This window comes from Mesorhizobium delmotii, assembly GCF_900149755.1.
In the GTDB taxonomy this organism is placed as follows: Bacteria; Pseudomonadota; Alphaproteobacteria; order Rhizobiales; family Rhizobiaceae; genus Mesorhizobium; species Mesorhizobium delmotii.
Genome location: NZ_FUIG01000046.1, coordinates 196,560 through 213,627 on the forward strand (window position 1 = coordinate 196,560; position 17,068 = coordinate 213,627).

General features: G+C 59.9%; 15 protein-coding genes and 2 tRNA genes. 11 read left to right on the top strand and 6 right to left on the bottom strand.

Annotation, left to right across the window (positions count from 1 at the left end; genetic code table 11):
* Window positions 1-7: 7 nt before the first annotated feature.
* A complete protein-coding gene (locus BQ8482_RS28490) occupies window positions 8-640 on the bottom strand; it encodes a recombinase family protein (protein WP_123150628.1) in 633 nt (210 codons plus the stop codon).
* 365 nt (window positions 641-1,005) lie between these two features.
* Here BQ8482_RS28490 and BQ8482_RS28495 point away from each other — a divergent pair, with 365 nt between their 5' ends.
* Complete coding sequence (locus BQ8482_RS28495; RefSeq protein WP_123150629.1) at window positions 1,006-1,251, top strand: DUF982 domain-containing protein; 246 nt, start codon at window positions 1,006-1,008, stop codon at window positions 1,249-1,251.
* Between the two features lie 346 nt (window positions 1,252-1,597).
* Here BQ8482_RS28495 and BQ8482_RS28500 read toward each other — a convergent pair whose 3' ends face one another.
* Genes BQ8482_RS28500 through BQ8482_RS28510 form a run of 3 tightly spaced genes read right to left on the bottom strand, consistent with a single transcriptional unit; the run spans window position 1,598 to window position 2,457 of the window.
* Complete coding sequence (locus BQ8482_RS28500) at window positions 1,598-1,861, bottom strand: hypothetical protein (RefSeq protein WP_123150768.1); 264 nt, start codon at window positions 1,859-1,861, stop codon at window positions 1,598-1,600.
* A 2-nt stretch (window positions 1,862-1,863) separates the two neighbouring features.
* A complete protein-coding gene (locus BQ8482_RS39630) occupies window positions 1,864-2,211 on the bottom strand; it encodes a hypothetical protein (RefSeq protein ID WP_244603012.1) in 348 nt (115 codons plus the stop codon).
* A 36-nt stretch (window positions 2,212-2,247) separates the two neighbouring features.
* On the bottom strand, window positions 2,248-2,457 hold the full coding sequence (locus BQ8482_RS28510; protein ID WP_123150630.1) for a hypothetical protein: 210 nt from the start codon (window positions 2,455-2,457) through the stop codon (window positions 2,248-2,250).
* 248 nt (window positions 2,458-2,705) lie between these two features.
* Here BQ8482_RS28510 and BQ8482_RS28520 point away from each other — a divergent pair, with 248 nt between their 5' ends.
* The 4 genes from BQ8482_RS28520 to BQ8482_RS28535 all read left to right on the top strand — a co-directional run bounded on the left by BQ8482_RS28520 (window position 2,706) and on the right by BQ8482_RS28535 (window position 7,868).
* Window positions 2,706-3,047 (top strand): hypothetical protein, encoded by a 342-nt coding sequence (locus BQ8482_RS28520; protein ID WP_244603013.1) that lies wholly within the window; start codon window positions 2,706-2,708, stop codon window positions 3,045-3,047.
* Window positions 3,048-3,202: 155 nt separating this feature from the next.
* The gene (locus BQ8482_RS28525; protein WP_123150632.1) at window positions 3,203-4,201 is read left to right on the top strand and encodes an AAA family ATPase; all 999 of its coding nucleotides are present in this window, start codon (window positions 3,203-3,205) and stop codon (window positions 4,199-4,201) included.
* Window positions 4,202-4,226: 25 nt separating this feature from the next.
* The gene (locus BQ8482_RS28530; protein ID WP_123150633.1) at window positions 4,227-6,818 is read left to right on the top strand and encodes a S8 family peptidase; all 2,592 of its coding nucleotides are present in this window, start codon (window positions 4,227-4,229) and stop codon (window positions 6,816-6,818) included.
* Between the two features lie 84 nt (window positions 6,819-6,902).
* On the top strand, window positions 6,903-7,868 hold the full coding sequence (locus BQ8482_RS28535) for a hypothetical protein (protein WP_133254853.1): 966 nt from the start codon (window positions 6,903-6,905) through the stop codon (window positions 7,866-7,868).
* A 4-nt stretch (window positions 7,869-7,872) separates the two neighbouring features.
* Here BQ8482_RS28535 and BQ8482_RS28540 read toward each other — a convergent pair whose 3' ends face one another.
* Both BQ8482_RS28540 and BQ8482_RS28545 read right to left on the bottom strand, forming a co-directional pair.
* Window positions 7,873-9,252, bottom strand: coding sequence for a tyrosine-type recombinase/integrase (locus BQ8482_RS28540; RefSeq protein WP_133254854.1), 1,380 nt, complete (start codon window positions 9,250-9,252; stop codon window positions 7,873-7,875).
* Between the two features lie 91 nt (window positions 9,253-9,343).
* A tRNA-Asn gene (locus BQ8482_RS28545) sits at window positions 9,344-9,418 on the bottom strand.
* 221 nt (window positions 9,419-9,639) lie between these two features.
* Here BQ8482_RS28545 and BQ8482_RS28550 point away from each other — a divergent pair.
* The 6 genes from BQ8482_RS28550 to BQ8482_RS28575 all read left to right on the top strand — a co-directional run bounded on the left by BQ8482_RS28550 (window position 9,640) and on the right by BQ8482_RS28575 (window position 16,810).
* Window positions 9,640-9,900, top strand: a complete 261-nt coding sequence (locus BQ8482_RS28550) for a hypothetical protein (protein ID WP_029353198.1) — start codon at window positions 9,640-9,642, stop codon at window positions 9,898-9,900.
* 317 nt (window positions 9,901-10,217) lie between these two features.
* Window positions 10,218-10,291, top strand: a tRNA-Cys gene (locus BQ8482_RS28555).
* A gap of 106 nt (window positions 10,292-10,397) precedes the next feature.
* Window positions 10,398-11,066, top strand: a complete 669-nt coding sequence (locus BQ8482_RS28560; protein WP_123150770.1) for a protein-L-isoaspartate O-methyltransferase family protein — start codon at window positions 10,398-10,400, stop codon at window positions 11,064-11,066.
* Between the two features lie 186 nt (window positions 11,067-11,252).
* Entirely contained in the window at window positions 11,253-12,665 is a 1,413-nt protein-coding gene (locus tag BQ8482_RS28565; protein ID WP_123150636.1) for a TolC family outer membrane protein, read from the top strand.
* Between the two features lie 213 nt (window positions 12,666-12,878).
* Window positions 12,879-13,805, top strand: a complete 927-nt coding sequence (locus BQ8482_RS28570; protein WP_123150637.1) for a PopZ family protein — start codon at window positions 12,879-12,881, stop codon at window positions 13,803-13,805.
* 221 nt (window positions 13,806-14,026) lie between these two features.
* Window positions 14,027-16,810 carry a valine--tRNA ligase gene (locus BQ8482_RS28575; protein WP_123150638.1) on the top strand — a complete coding sequence of 928 codons (2,784 nt, stop codon included), beginning with the start codon at window positions 14,027-14,029 and terminating at the stop codon, window positions 16,808-16,810.
* Window positions 16,811-17,068 lie beyond the last annotated feature (258 nt).

Sequence of the window (17,068 nt, forward strand, 5' to 3'; positions counted from 1 at the left end):
CGTCCGGTTACCCTGCGGCTGCTTCGGTTCCTTCGAGGCGCTTTGCCAGCTTCGCGAGGGTCGAGCGTGAGCAGTTGGTGGCTCTCACAATGGTGTTCCAGCTCTGCCCCTTGCGCAGCATGTCCATGATCGCCTCATTACGCCCGGCGTCCTCGGGCCGGCCCTTCATGCGCCCTTCAGCCTTCGCCTTAGCGATCCCCTGAGCCTGCCTGCGGCGTCGGTCGTCGTAGTCCTTGCGGGCGATGGCAGCGAGCATGTCGAGTAGCATCCCGTTGATTGCGTCGAACATGCGCCCGGTGAAGGCATCCTCGGTCTTCATCATCATGTGCGAGGTCGGCAAGTCCAGCGCCACGACCTTGACCTCTCGGTCCTTGATCTCGCGCTTGAGCTGATCCCAATCCTTGTCCGACAGTCGGCTCAGGCGGTCGACCTGTTCGGTGAGCAGGATGTCGCCGGGCTTGCTGTCCTTGAGCAACCGGAACAGCTCTGGCCTGTGCAGCGAAGCCCCGCTCTCGTTCTCCTCATAGGTGGCGGCGATGGTCAGCCCTCGTTCCCGGCAGAACGCTTCAAGGTCCTCCCGCGCACGCCCTGCGTCCTGTTCCTTGGTCGAGGCTCTGAGGTAGGCTCGAATGAATGTCACGGCGCGCTCCAGTTCGGTTTGACTGGTTCGCTAATAGGTGGTTCGATTTGACTGGTCAAGAGGTATTTGTCGAACCACTGCGGAACAGGTTCGGAAAGGGCACACCATTATAAACCGACCGAGGAACACCGGCAGGAACAGAGCGCCAGCCCACGTTTGGGTTCGCGAGGGTGTAATGCTCAGCCGCACCGACAAACGGCCCTGGCGCGCCAACCGTAGGGTGAAGCGAGGCTTTCTTGGTTTCCTTGAGGGTGGCGTGTGGTGGAACCGAAGGGGGTACGGGGGGTAATCGCGCGCTGCCGTATATCTGATCGGGGTCGGAGAAATCTGTACCAAACATTCCTGACTTTCATTAGGCTTCCCTCATGTCCCTCCACTGGTTCAACCCTCCGGTGTACGTCAGGACTGACCGACCTGGGGTCCGCTTCGGAGTCAGCCACGTCGAGGGTGCCGCCGAGCAGCTCCTCAAGTGGACCAAGAAAGGACCCAAATGGAAGCGGGCGGTCGAAGCTTGCGTGGCTGGGATGGAAGGAGAGGTGACCCCGAACGATGTCCGTAAGGCCTTCGAGGCTGCTGCCAAGGAGGAGGGGGTGCTACGTTCCTCCAATTAGGTCTCCATTCAACTGCCCACTTTGGCGGATGGAAATGGTGGCCTCTTCCGAGTAACAATGTTGGATGCTTGATATTCTTGGCAGTTTGATAACGGGTATGCTGGATGGGCGTTGGTCGAAACGACGGCCGTGGTTCATCGTGCAGATGGTCGTCTTCTTGGTGTTAGTCACTTTCACAATTTACGTGATCTTTCGCCGCGTTTTTTGATGCTTAAGCCGCCTTCCGCCTCTGCGCTTCTGATCCTTCCTGATGATGGGTAGGTAGTGGGTCTCCTGTGTCCCTGTGACCCCCTCGGCTACACCCTGAGGAGACTTCAGGGGAGCCTAAGGGGTACTTGGCCAACCGTCACTCCATGTCCGGCACGTCGCCACCAACAAAGAGCGTCGTCGGCTCGCCGTATTCGCCCAGCGACGGGTTGGCATCGCGCGACCAAGCAATAACACCAGCATGTTTCGCCGCCAGACCCTTGGCGGTCCTTATTGCCCGGTCCTCGGTCTGCTGCTCGGCTGGCCCAAACACAGGCTGAAGGTCGCCGCTCTCGTCGCGGTCGAAGGCGGTAACCACGATTAGCTTAGGGGTCTTGTGCTGTGGGAGGATGTTCTCTGACATGCTCATTGTCTTTCGTTGAACCGCCGCTCAGACGCCAAGGACGCGAGCTTATTCAATGGCAGGACTTGGCGTACGGCGTCGCTCGATCCACCTGGACCAGTCGCAACGGCACCAACTATAGGCACCATCGGCAGTTCCCGCTTTGGCGCTTTCTGTTCGCCCTTTAGGTCTGCGATTTCCTCGTCACGTCTTGCTATTCGGCTTTCCAGATTGGCGATACGCTCGGTCAGCAAATAGCGGCCGACCAGGAAGCCCCCGCCTCCGAAGAGAACTGCAAACGTCGCAAAGACGGCCGGGTTCGCCAGCACCAGCGCCGAGTTGGCTTCCAGGAAAGCAATAAGGTCATGCATCGGGCAACGTCGTCCTCGCGTGAGCGCCCACGGCTGTCAGCCCAAGATAGCAGGCGTGTCGTCGTAGCTGACATGCACCAAGCCCGGATGACGATGTGCAAGGGCGACGATCTGGGTCTCAAGCTCACAGTTGTAAGCCATGAGCGCCTTCACCGTCTCAAGCGGGCTGTCATAGCGAGCGATTAGCTTCTCCGCCTCAGAGTGCAGTTCCGCCTTGGCCTCGGGGTCCAAGTGCATAATGCCCATTGTGGTACCTCCTATCGCGTTGCCCGGCGCGGTGCCGAGAGTGCATCAAGCGGTTCCTGAAGGTGCCCGTTAAGGATCATCATTTCCTTGAGCGCCTTCATCACGTCGCCCTTGTAGACGGCAACGAACCTGTCGGGCCGTAGGCCTGTAGGGCGGCCTCTTGTCCATGGCGGTGCCTCCAAACGTTGCATTGGCGCAGTGAACAAAATAGGAACAAAACTGTCAAGAGCGAATTGACCAGAGGAGGAATGAGTTCCTATCTTGGGGTCATGCCTGACACTGGTGGAAGACGTAAGCGCGGAAGCGAATGGAAGCTCAGCAATGCCCACGAGGCAGGGCAGCTTGTGCGTGTCCAGTGCGGGCTCTGCAATGTTAAGCGCTGGTATCAACCGAGCGATCTGAGGGAAATCTTAGGGGACATTGAGGCCGAACTGGTGGGGAGCAAAATGAGCTGCGAACGGTGCGGCAAGAACGACTTCATGCACGCCGAGACACAGAACCCTACGGCGCGGGAACGGGAGAGCATCCAGGTTAGGCAGCTTGCCGAAATCAGGATGGTGCGACGGATCATCTGGCGGGATGAGAAGTGAGGAGTGTTCAAGACGGACCGCTCTACGCTGCGCACATACACCTCATGCCCAAGTGAAATGGCTTGGAAACTTGGACTCTGCTATAGCACCGAGACTCAGAAACATGCACTGAGTACGGACATTCTTCTTGAAACAACGATTGCGGAGGTGCGCTGATGTCGACGAAGCAGTTCATAGCACTTCTCAGCTCCCACGTGGCCGGGGATGAAGACCAATTCATGTCGATTGCGCTGCAGGTGGCTGCGCAAGAGGCCCGCAATGGCAACTCCGTCGACGCCGAGAAGCTGAAGCGGCTCGTTCAACGCATGCGCGAGCGGGGAACTAACCCGCCTAAGGGGCAATCGGTAATCCCCCTCGCAAGGCCACGAGGAGAACTTCAAGAACTTGTTCAAAGCTCATATCCGAAGACAAGCCTTGATAGCATGGTGCTCGCTGACGGCGTTCGGACCCGGCTCAATCGCGTAGTGCGGCAGCAGTCGGAACGCGCGCTGCTGCGCAATCATGGGCAGGTGCCTGCAACCCATCTCCTACTGGTCGGTCCGCCGGGCACCGGAAAAACGATGACAGCTTCTGCTCTTGCTGGCGAGCTCCACCTTCCGCTCTTTACGGTAAGGCTTGATGCCCTCTTCAGTCGCTTCTTCGGTGAGACAGCCGGCAAGCTTCGTCTCCTATTCGATCAAGTTGCGAAGACACGAGCGGTGTACCTGCTTGATGAATTTGACGCGATGGGGTCGAGTCGGGGTGATACCAATGACGTGGGCGAAATCCGACGAGTGCTCAATTCGGTCTTGACCTTCATGGAAGAGCCGAATGCGACAGATAGCCTCGTTGTGGCGGCAACCAATCACCCGGAGATCCTCGACAAGGCACTGGCGAGACGGTTCGATGAGATCGTCGAGTATGACGTCCCAGATCACCAAGCGGCCCGCGCTATTCTTGTCCGTCGGCTTGGGCGGCTAAAGATGACGGCAAAGGCCTGGGCCGAGGTGGCGAGCGCGACTGAGGGCCTGAGCCAAGGCGAGTTGGTCCGTGCGGCTGACACCGTCGTTAAGGATGCGATTTTGGGAGGAACTGAAACACTTTCGGTGTTGGCACTTCGTGCGGCCCTCAGTGACCGCGTTGCATTCAAGGGGCGACTGAACGTCTATCGCTGATAGTTCCTGGGGAGGGGCGGATTGAATGGCTGAAGAAGGTGATGGCTTTTCAGCGCACGAGTTAGCGCACATACGAATTGAGGCTTTTCGAGCGCCTGCGCAGTACGAGTTCCCCAATCGGCCTCAAGATCGCAAGCCGCAGCGTGATGACTACCACGCCCACGCCCAATTCCTAATTCAACACCTTACCGCCGCACTCGGCGCTATACCTGCTCCCGATCAGGATGCACGAATAGATATCGTAGGACAGAAGCGAGGCGCGATTGTCGAGCTTGAAACGATGGTGCCCGACAGTGAACGGAAGGGGCCAACCAAAACACCCGCTCTGGACTACCCGGCTCAGGACATTGTGGTGCTTCACTCCACACGACAGGATGACCGGACTGAAAGAGCTGTCCTCTTCGTCCCAGATGATGCGCGCGACTACCTTCTCGGTCGCATAGGTGCTTATGGCGCTCAGAACTTGGGGAACAAGAAGCGTCCCGATGTCCCGAAGTTTGAACCCATCGAAGTCATACGGGCTGCCGAGGCCCGGACACTCTTTGGCGGTGAGGTCGATTTCGACGCGCCGGAGCCGCACTGGTGGGAGCTGTGGGTAAGGGAGCCTTCGACAGAGAAGCTGGGGCCTCGCACTAATGCCGTAATTAATGCGGCTCAACATGCCCACCTCGAAGTGCACGATAACAGGTTGAAATTCCCTGACTCCGAGGTCGTCTTCGTTCACGGCTCGCCTGGGGCGTTGACAACGTTCCTTGCGCGCATCCCCGGCGCCGTTTGGGAAGTGCGTCGAGCCGAGGGGTCTATTGAACCCTTCCTGGAACTCGATGGTGGCGGCTTCGGGCAACACGATTGGGTCGAAGAGCTTGTTGGGCGCATGCAGCTCCCGCCGAACGATGCACCCACGGTTTGCGTCATCGACACGGGCGTCGCGGCGGCACACCCGCTCATTGCCCCCGGCGTTGCTGGAGCGTGGACCATCGACGCCCAATGGGGCACGGATGACCATCACCCACATGGAGGCCATGGAACGCCAATGGCCGGAATGGTGCTCCACGGAGACCTTCTTTGGCGCATGAACGACAATCAGCCTGTAAGCCTTAGCCACTATGTCGAATCGGTGAAGTTCTTGCCGCCGAACGGCTTCCCGCCGAACCGCCCATCAGCCTATGGCATTGTCACCCAATCCGCAGTTTCCATCGCTGAAATCGAACGCCCGAATGTTCAGCGGAGTTTCTGCATCGCCTCCTCAACTGACCTCTTCGCTCCTGACTCGCCCTCATCGTGGAGCGGTGCGTTGGATCAAATCAGTGCAGGCTCGATGCCCGGCGAACGCCAGAACAATGTCGCTGCCAAGGATCATCCGAAGCGGCTCACGTTGGTGGCGGGCGGCAATGTGATCGGAGGGCCTCGGGATGAAGTCGAGCAACACCACACAATCGAAGACCCGGCGCAGAGTTGGAACGCGCTGACAGTGGGTGGCTTCACCACGAAGAGCGAATTGGTTGCGAATCTAACGCCGCTGGCAGCAGTGAACGACAAGAGTCCCTTTAGCACCGGCTCTCAGTACCTTGTGGGAGAACTCACTCCGATCAAACCTGAGGTGCTCTTCGAGGCCGGGAACATGATGATCGATCCCGCAAATTTCTGCGACTGGCATCCAGCGGTGTCACTTCTTGCAACCGGTTCTGACGTAGTCGGCGAGCCCTTGGTGCCCTTCTGGGCGACAAGTGCAGCGACTGCCATGGCCGGGAATTTTGTAGGGCGGTTAAAGGCGGTCGTGCCCGGATTATGGCCCGAGACTTACCGCGCTTTGGTGGTGCAATCCGCTGATTGGCCCGGCCCAATTCGCAAGAAGCTGATCGGTACGGGCGCGCATTGGAAAGGCACAAGCAAGGGGGCCAAACAGCTTCTCCTTCGCGATGTCGGGTTCGGCGTTCCAAGCCTTGAGCGAGCAGTTGCCTCGGCGCGGAACGACGTCACTTTGCTCGCCCAAGCCGAGATTCAACCGTTCGCACTTGGGCAGGGCGGTAGCGCTGTGTTCAACGAGATGCATTTTTATGAGTTGCCGTGGCCACGTATTGCGCTGCAGGCGCTTGAGAACGTCATCGTTGTTATGAAAGTCACGCTCTCTTATTTCATAGAGCCAAACCTCTCGGGGCGCGCCGCAACACGGCCGGAGACTTACCGCTCTTTCGGGCTGCGCTTCGAGTTGAAGAAGCGGCTTGAGACTGACGATGAGTTCCGGAGCCGCCTTAGCAGGCCGGAGGTCGACGCGGTTGACGATGAACCTGAGGGGCAGGCTGTCGGCACCGACAAGCAGCCCAGTGAGCCGAGCCGTTGGCTCCTGGGGCCTAAGGCCGTACAAGCCGGTTCTCTCCACTGCGACCTCTGGCGCGGGTATGCGGTCGATCTTGCTGGCCATGATCATATCGCGATCTTTCCAGTAGGCGGCTGGTGGAAATCGCACCTCGGGCAGAAGCGGGTAACCGACAAGGCTCGGTACGCACTTGCGATATCCATCACTGCTGAAGGGAAAGAGGTTGACCTCTATTCGGAGATTTCCGCCGAAGTGGAAGCACAGGTGGCCAGTCAGATCGTGGTCGCAGCATTGGGATAACACGATCTCCATTGCGCCGAGTTGCCGTTTTCGGGGAAACGGCCTCCTCAAGTCCAAAACTGCAGGCCCACGTAGGCATATCCGATGATCGTAAATATCCCGACTTCAGGATCGTTAGACGACGTTGCGCTCCGGCTCTACTTTTCTGCATGGAGCAGCTTAATCAATATGATGGACGACTTTGAACTTGCCTACGAGGTCGAGTTTGATCCGGCAGAAGATGATGGTTGGGCCGAAGAGAGGCTGGGGTATCTGGAGGCTTGCCAGCCAGAATTGCAATCAATATGTGCTATCATTCAACAATCGAATGAACTGGCCCTAAAGGCAAAGGTATGCAAGGTGAGCCCGTTCCTCTTGCTTCTAAAAAGCGATCCAAAATTCAGCAAAAATCGCGGAGATATAGATTTTTCAGAGTTCAGAACATTGGACGCGGTTGATCTGCCTTCGGCTGTAAATTCGTTATGCCAAACCCCTCTGTCGGATAAGTTTATACAGACGTATAACCTCATACGCTCTCTGAGAAATACGATTGCGCACCTGGGCGGGTCGAGTAAGAAATTCGAGCCGAAGGAATTAGTCGGGATATTGGCATTTCAATACCCTGAACTCTGGAAAGATCGCCTATGGTTGAAGGATCGGGTTGAATTTGCGTCGCAAACTCGGACGTCATACTTTCATGATTACAAGTACTCTTCCCCGCATATGGAAGTCATGCATGAATTGCCAACGACCGTAGCCGTGCTCGGGAAGGCAGAATTTAAAACTCTCTTTGGAGAAGCCAAGAGCAAGCGAAGGTATCTATGTCACCACTGTATCGACGCCGCTAACACTCGATATGCTGATCTCGACCTTGATGCTTGCAAGACCGCACACTTAGATAAAGACGGCAAAAGCATCCATTGCCTTATGTGTAATGGTACATTCCCTGTTGTGCGAAAAAGCTGCGAGGCCGGTGGATGCAAGGGCGATGTTATTTCCGGTGACGAGGGTTTGTACCCTGAAAAGTGCCACACATGCGGTCAAGATCAAGGTGACGCCCAAGATGGATGAGCGGTTATCTTCCACCACCTAACAGTGCTTTCTCAAGCGCCCGTCTGGCCACCTCAAGCCGCACCTCGTCGCCACCATAGTCCTCCCCAACGCTACCCGAAGAGTGCCCAAGGACGATGTCTTGGTCCGACTTGGTGACGCCAGCCAATCGCAGCCGGTCCTTCATCAGGTGACGAAGGGAGTGTGTGGTGGCCTTAGGGTCAGAGACACAAGCCCGAACATGCTTGCCAAGGGCAGCGGATGCTGACGCCGGCCCTCGCGGCCTCCCATAGGCAGGAAAGAGCATCGTCGCGTTGCCAGCCGCCTTAACCGCCGCGCGTGCTGCCTCCAGTGCATCACCGATCAGAGGGACGTTCCTGCGAGACACCCTGTTCTTAATGCGGCGGTCAGCGTGCCATTCGACCGTCATATGCGGGGATGCATGATCGAGGTGTATGTCAGACACTCTGAGCCCGGACGCTTCTGCAAGGCGGCTGCCCGTGCCATCCAGGAGCCTCCAGATGTGCTGAAGGTCTTCCTTGGCCGTTGACATGATTCGGGCGCGTATCGCTGCGGCTTCGTCCAGAGTGAACGGGCGACGTTTGTCCTTGTCGGGCTCGGCCTTGTCCTTGGGAGCCGCCTCCAGGTACATGAAGGAGTTTGTGACCTTGAGGTCATATTCGCGAATGGCGTGATTGATAGCAGCGCGCACCACGTTGAGGTAACGGTCCACGGATGAGGCCTTCCGGCCGTCAATCATGTGGGCGCGGACCTCCTTAGCATCCTGCCGCTTCAAGCTGCTAAGTTTCCGATCCCTTCCGAGCGCCTCTCTGACCAGCTTGAAAATCCGATCGAGTTCCATCTGCTTCGTCTTGTCGTCCCCGACCCTCTCTTCGAGATAGAGCTTCCGGGCGTCTTCGAGGGTGGGGTCGGGCTGCACTTCCCGGCTGCCTAACATCAATGCCCGAAGCAGCGCGGCGTCATTGGATGAGACATCAACGGGGTAGCCGTCGTCTCCAACTGGATATTTCTGGGCGATACTCTCGGCTATCACGTCCCTCGCCACCACTTCGTGGTCGGAATCGCCGCCGCCGCTTTGCCAATCAGGGTCAAGCTTCCATTGCCTGATTTGCTTGTCGGCGCGTTGGAATTGGTTCAGGGGCGTGTCTGCAGCCCCGAGCGAGACAGCCTGAGGCGCTTTGACCCCCAGTGCTGCGGTTTTCAGTTGCAGCTCTGCCTCGGCATGGACCTTCTTGTATCGTGCCATCGCTTCGGCTTCGGTCTTCCCGAGCGGTATTACGATCTCACCGCGACCGAGAAACGCCTTGAGGGCAGGGGGTACTTTGCGCCGATAACGCCATCCGGCCTTGCCGCGCTTCTGGAGATATTGCACTAAAATCATCATTCCCGTGTACCCTTCGGTGTACCTGAAGGTGTACCTCGGGGGAAGCGCAAACCCTTGCAACTGTTGGGATATAAGGCTTTGAGGCTTGAAGTGGCTCCCCGGGCCGGATTCGAACCAGCGACCAACCGGTTAACAGCCGGTTGCTCTACCACTGAGCTACCGGGGAACAGAGGCTCTCATGTGAGTGGCGCAGCCTATAGCAAACCCGTTTCGGCTTTGCAAAGAAGCATTTCGTATTTTTCGACGCTTTTTCGTGCCACGATTTCTGGCAATCATGTGCGCGCGTCCTCATATGAGCCGTCTGACGGGGTGCGCGGAACCGAAAACGCGGTTGCGGCTTTCGTCAGCTGGTGCTTTTACTTTGCCCGAATGGACCTTTAACCAGACATGAGCGCAGCGAGCCACAACCATCCACCGGCACGGAAAATATCGGTCTTCGGCCGTCAGTTCACTATGCCGCGTTCGCGCGGCCTCAGGATTGCGATCGGCGTCGTGCTGATCTTCGGCGGCATTCTCGGCTTCCTGCCGATCCTGGGATTCTGGATGATTCCGATCGGATTGCTGGTGCTCTCGTACGAGTTTGCCTTGGTGCGCCGCCACCGGCGCCGGCTTGTCGTGTGGTGGGAGCGGCGGCGGCGGCCGAACTGACGGGGCAAGCTTCTGTGAAGGGGCGCCTTTCCGGCTCGACTAAATCTGGCCAATGCCCGGAGCGCTTTTTCCGGCCCTCGCAGATCTCCTTCAGAATGGCGGACCTTCTGCTTACCCCGCGTAAGGTCCAGGTCCCGGGCTTCCCTTTGCCATGCTCCGTACTTAACAATTAACTAATATCTTAATTGCAGGATGCGTATCGACGATTCGATGCGTGGCATCATGGCCAAGGGGAAACCGTCCGGAATGCACCATGGCCGCTTGACGGCATTTTCGCCGCAACCTATTGGAACCGGGTGGAACGCCGGGAGCAATGAGGCCTCGTGGCGGAGTGGTTACGCAGAGGACTGCAAATCCTTGCACCCCGGTTCGATTCCGGGCGAGGCCTCCAAATGCCCAAGCTCCCGCGCACCAGCGCCAGGGGGCTTGAATTCCGGTCGAATGAGCCGCGGTCTTGGCGCGGCAAGCAGATTGGTTTTGGGCGGATTGGTTGGAACATGAGCGCTGATTTTGCCGAACGTCGGGTGAAAATGGTCGATGGCCAGATCCGCACCACCGACGTGACCAGCGCGCCGCTGCTCGAGGCGATGCTTGTCGTGCCGCGCGAGGCCTTTGTCGCCCCCGGCCAGCGCGATCTGGCCTATATCGACGAGGACATCCGCATTGCCAATGCAGCGGACGGTCCACGCTATCTCATGGAGCCTTCGCCGCTGGCCAAGCTGATGCAACTGGCCGAGATCGGCCCTGGCGATTCGGCCCTCGATGTCGGCTGCGGCACCGGCTATGCGGCGGCGATCCTGTCGCGGCTGGCAAAGTCGGTCGTCGCGCTGGAAAGCGATCCGGCATTGGCCGAGACCGCCATGTCGACGCTTTCGGCGCTGGGCTGCGACAATGTCAGCGTGGTCAAGGCACCGCTGCCGGAAGGCCATGCCGCGGGAGCACCATACGACGTCATTTTCATCGGCGGCAGTGTGGAGAAAGTGCCGGAGTCGCTGCTCGACCAGCTTGCGGAAGGCGGCCGGCTCGTCGCCGTCGATGGGCAGGGGAATTCGGGTGTGGCCCGATTGTTTCTGAAAACAGGGGGGAGTGTAACCGGGAGAGGCGCATTTAATGCGGCAATTAAGCCACTACCGGGATTTGAACGTGCTCGTGCGTTTGAATTCTGAGTAATTTTGGCTTGCGGCAAAGGCGTTGTCATGTTCGCTTGCGCTTGAACAATCGTTGCTGATCCGCATAACCGGGGTGTTCTTTTGGGGGCTGACAGCAGGGGACCTGAAACACACCGCGCCGGCTGCTCAAATGGGAGAAGCCGGCGCGGTGTGGTTCCCATGCAAAACGAATGAGGGAATAACGTGCCGTCTTTACGCAAGAGCCTTTTTGCCGCCGTCCTTTTCTCGGCGACCGCGCTTTCTCCGCTGGCCGCCTCGGCGGAAACCATTCTCGGTGCACTTTCAAAAGCCTACCAGAACAATTCCGAGCTCAATTCGGCTCGTGCCGGCGTCCGCGTCACCGATGAGAGCGTTGCCATCGCCAAGTCCGGCTGGCGCCCGACCATCACCGGTTCTGCCGACATCGACTACTCCAGCGACCATTTCAATGCCCGCGGCAATGTACCCGGCGCGAACCGAAGCACGCGTTTGACCACCGGCAACTTCGGCGTCCAGATCGACCAGACCCTGTTCGACGGCTTTCAGACCAGGAACAACGTCGCTGCAGCCGAATCTCAGGTCCGCGCCTCGTTCGAGAGCCTGCGCAACACCGAAGAGAACACTCTGTTCAACGCGGCAAGCGCCTACATGGACGTGATTCGCGACCGCCAAGTGGCGGTGCTGACGGAGCAGAACCTGCAGTTCCTGACCGAGCAGGCGCGCGCCGCGCGTTCGCGCTTCGAAGTCGGCGAAGGCACCCGCACCGACGTGGCCCAGGCCGATGCCGAGCGCTCCTCCGCTGTGGCGGAACTGGCCGCCGCCCGCGCGCAGGCGCTGGCAAGCGCTGCGACCTATCGCCAGATCGTCGGCGACGAGCCAGGCAGGCTCAGGGCCGCTTCGCCGCTGTCGAAGCTGTTGCCGTCGAACCTCGATGCGGCGATCGCGATTGCAGCCAGCGAGCACCCGGCCATCCTCTCCACCCAGCATCTGGTCGACGCGGCGGCGTTTTCGGTGAAATCGGCCGAAGGCGCGCTGCTGCCGCAGCTTTCGGCTTCCGCCGGCGTTTCCAGCGACTATCGCAGAACGAGTCCGGGCGGCGATCTCGGGACGGGGGACGATGGCACAACCAATTCGGCCAACATTGGTGCCACCTTGACTATACCGATCTATTCGGGCGGGCGGACGTCGGCGATAGTGCGCCAGAACAAGGAATCGCTCAGCCAGGCCCGGATCGAGGTGGATGTAAGCCGCGACACCGTGCGGCAAGCCGTAACCTCGGCGTGGACGCAATATATCGCAGCCCAGCAAACGGTGGTGGCCAACAGGCAGGTGATCGCCGCCGCGCAGCTTGCCTTGAGCGGGGTCATCGAGGAGCGCAATGTCGGCCAGCGCACCACGCTCGACGTTCTCAACGCCCAGGCCACCCTCATCACGGCCAAGATCAACCAGGCCAGTTCCGAACGCGATTTGGTGGTGGCGAGCTATGCCATCCTCTCGGCTATCGGTCGTCTTTCGGTCGATCGTCTCGCCCTTCAGGTGACGAAATACAGACCCGAAGAGCATTACAATGCGGTCAAGGACAAGTGGTTCGGCCTGCGCACCCCGGACGGCCGCTGATCGCGCCAACAGTTTCAAATCCCGTCCAGTTTCAAGGCACTAGAGCCCGCGCGTTCGAAGGAATGCGCGGGCTCTAATCTGTTGAAATCCAACATGCCCTCAGATTGGGGATTCTCGTAACGCGATCCGTCGGTTACCCTGTCGCCATGATTCGAATCCGGCTTTGGCCGGACAGGAAATCTGCAACGAGTCACAAGGGCGGCGGATGTGACGATGGCGACGGCAAGCAGCGTACAGCGCGAACCTTCCATGGAGGAGATACTGGCTTCCATCCGGAGGATCATCGAGGACAACGATACCGGCCGCAAGCAGCCGGATGAGGCGGACGACCTGCTGCAGGATCTGGCGTCGGTTGCCGTGCCGGCACCGGCGGTAGGCGGGGCGCCAGCGGCGGCAGGCGGGGCGCCGCCAGAGGCAGGCGGAGCGCCGCCGGCGGCAGGCGGAGCGCCGCCGGAGGTGAGCGCGTTTCGCTCCGAATTGCGTTCAGGATTGGACGCCAGGGGGCCGGTCACGCTGACCGAGGTGCAGGCGCAACCGTCGGCCGTCGAGCCCGTCATCGCACGCATGGAGCCGCGGGTGCATTCCGATCCGGCTCCGGTCAAAGCGCCCGTGACGCTTGCTGGTGCCAGGGTCGCGGCCGAACCGGTCCCGGCCGCCAAGCCAGAGCTAGATGCGCCTGCGATGGCAAGGGTTGCGGAGACGACCGACAGCATCGTTGCCGACTGGCGGCGGGAAATCGCCGCAGTCGGCGAAGCGATGACCGCGGCCAAGCCGGACAACACCCCGGACAGGGCCGAGGGGCGACGGACGCCGGACGCCGAACCGAAGGCCGAGGTTTTCGAGGACGCGGGCGAACCTGCTTTCGAGCCGGCCCCGTCGCGAAGCGGGTTGGCGCGCCCGGCAAGCGAGGCGCCATCGGCTCGTCCGGCGATCCTTTCCGAACATACGGGTCGGCAGGTCGCCGCCGCCTTCGGCGAGCTTTCCGATGCCTTCGCCAGCCGTAGCAAGAAAACCTTCGACGAGATGGCCGAGGAGATGCTGAGGCCGATGCTGCAGGACTGGCTGGACAACAATCTGCCGACGCTGGTCGAGCGGCTGGTGCGCGAGGAAATCGAACGCGTGGCGCGCGGCGCGCAGTAATAATTCCGACGGTCGACGGATGAACCCCGCCGCTGCGGGCGGCGTCTTCGTTGATGCGCGATGCAATGCCTACGGCCTCGGCAGTGGCATTGCCTGTGATCTTGTCCGATCTATCTGTATGGCAGGCGAGCCCGCTCGCCTGCCGCCTCGCGGTTGACTTGGCCAAAACCTTCCGATTTACACCGGACCAGCAAAAACCCGACAGCTCGGACCATTTCCCTATGCTCGAAAAAACCTACGACGCCAAAATCGTCGAGCCGAAGATCGCCAAAATCTGGGAGGAGGCCGACGCGTTTCGTGCCGGCGCAGGCGCCGAGGAGGGCGCGGAAGCCTTCACCATCGTCATCCCGCCGCCGAACGTCACCGGTTCGCTGCATATGGGCCATGCGCTCAACAACACGCTGCAGGACATTCTGGTGCGCTTCGAGCGCATGCGCGGCAAGAACGTGCTGTGGCAGCCCGGCATGGACCATGCCGGCATAGCCACGCAGATGGTGGTCGAGCGCCAGCTCATGGAGAAGCAGATCCACCGCCGCGACCTGACGCGCGATGAGTTCATCGAGAAAGTCTGGGAGTGGAAAGCCGAATCCGGCGGCGCGATCCTAAACCAGTTGAAGCGGCTGGGGGCCTCCGCCGACTGGAGCCGGGAGCGTTTCACCATGGACGAGGGCCTTTCCAAGGCGGTGCTCGAAGTGTTCGTCACGCTCTACAAGGAAGGCCTGATCTACAAGGACAAGCGCCTTGTGAACTGGGACCCGAAGCTCTTGACTGCGATTTCCGACCTCGAGGTCGAACAGCAGGAGGTCAACGGCAATCTCTGGCATTTCCGCTATCCCGTCGAGGGCGAGGTCTTCGATCCGGAAAATCCAAAAACCTTCATCACCGTAGCGACGACGCGTCCCGAAACTATGCTGGGCGATACGGCGGTGGCGGTGCATCCCGACGACGAGCGTTTTCGGCATCTGGTCGGCAAGAACCTCGTCCTGCCGATCGTCGGCCGCAAGATCCCGGTGGTGGCGGACCAATATTCCGATCCGGAGAAAGGCAGCGGCGCGGTCAAGATCACGCCGGCGCACGACTTCAACGACTTCGAGGTCGGCAGGCGCCATAAGCTGCCAGCGATCAATATCCTCACCGTAGAGGCGGCGGTCACCCTCACGGACAATGACGACTTTCTCGCCGGGCTGGAGGTGACGCCCGAGCGCCAGGCCGTCTGGGACGAACTCAATGGCCTCGATCGTTTCGTCGCGCGCAAGAAGATCGTCGAGCTGATGGAGGCGGGCGGTTTCCTCGAAAAGGTCGAGCCGCATCGCCATGCTGTGCCGCATGGCGATCGCGGCGGCGTGCCGATCGAACCGTTCCTGACCGAACAATGGTATGCGAACGCGGCGGAGCTCGCCAAGCCGGCTATTCGTGCGGTGCGCGAGGGCCGTACCAATTTCGTGCCGAAAAACTGGGAAAAGACCTATTTCGACTGGATGGAGAACATCCAGCCCTGGTGCATTTCGCGCCAGCTCTGGTGGGGTCACCAGATCCCGGCCTGGTATGGACCGGATGGACGCGTCTTCGTCGAGAAGACCGAGGAGGAGGCGCTCGCAGCCGCCGTCGAATATTATCTGGCGCTGGAAGGGCCATGGAAGGCCTGGGTCGAGGACAAGCTCGAGAACTTCAAGCCGGGCGAGATCCTGACCCGCGACGAGGATGTGCTCGACACATGGTTCTCGTCGGCGCTGTGGCCGTTCTCGACGCTTGGCTGGCCGGACCAGACGCCGGAGCTGAAAACCTACTACCAGACCGACGTGCTGGTGACCGGTTTCGACATCATCTTCTTCTGGGTCGCCCGCATGATGATGATGGGCCTGCATTTCATGGACGAGGAGCCGTTCCACACCGTCTATGTCCATGCGCTGGTGCGCGACAAGAACGGGCAGAAGATGTCGAAGTCGAAAGGCAACGTCATCGACCCGCTCGAACTCATCGACGAATACGGCGCCGACGCGCTGCGCTTCACGCTGACGGTGATGGCCGCGCAAGGGCGCGACGTGAAGCTCGATCCGGCCCGCATCGCCGGCTACCGCAACTTCGGCACCAAGCTGTGGAACGCGACGCGCTTTGCCGAGATGAACGACGTCGCGAGGAACGACGAGTTCTGGCTGAACGACGCCAAGCTGGCGGTCAACCGCTGGATCCTGACCGAACTGACGCGCGCCGCGCGCGAAATCACCGATGGCATCACCTCATACCGGTTCAACGAGGCGGCGGGCGCGGCCTACCGCTTCGTCTGGAACCTGTTCTGCGACTGGTACCTGGAACTGCTGAAGCCGGTTTTCACAGGCACGGACGAGGCTGCCAAGGCCGAAAGCCGGGCTTGTGTCGCCTTCGTGCTCGACGAGATCTATAAGCTGCTGCATCCGATGATGCCATTCATGACCGAAGAGCTGTGGGCTGAGACATCAGGCGAGGGCAAGGAACGGCCGTCGCTGCTTTGCCATGCCGCGTGGCCGTCGCCAGACTTCGAGGATGAGGCAGCGGCCGCCGACATCAACTGGCTGGTCGATCTCGTCTCCGGCATCCGCTCCGTACGCTCGGAAATGAACGTGCCGCCGGCTGCGATCGCGCCGCTGATGGTGATCGGCGCCAATACCGCAACCCACGAAAGGCTTGAGCGCCAGGCGTCGGCCATCAAGCGGCTGGCGCGGGTCGGCGACATCTCGCTGGTCGATGCGGCGCCCAAAGGCTCCGCCCAGATCGTGCTCAACGAGGCGACCATCTGCTTGCCGCTCGGCAGCCTGATCGACCTTACCGCCGAGGCGGCGCGGCTGCAGAAGGAGCTGGTCAAGGTGACCGAAGAGATCGCCCGCCTGCACAAGAAGCTGTCCAACGAGAAATTCGTCGCCAACGCGCCGGAAGATGTCGTGGAAGCCGAGCGCGAAAAACTCGCCGAATATCGCGAGGCGCAAGAAAAGCTTTCGGTGGCGCTGACACGGGTGCGTGAAGCCGGTTGACCTATCTCATCGCATTGTCCCAAAACCGGGCGCCGCTTTGGGTCCGATGCTCTAGGTTCGCGAGTCTCCGAACTTGCTTTTCGGACGGGGCCCTGCCACGAAAATAAGCATTCCGCCGCGTAAATCTTGACGTAAACGGAATGTTTTAGCCCTATTGTTGCCATAATGTAACAATGGGATTGGTTCTCGCAAAACGGGCCGTTTTTGCGCCGTTCCATGCGAGTTTTCCGAGTTTTTTTCTCGATTTGCAGCCAAATG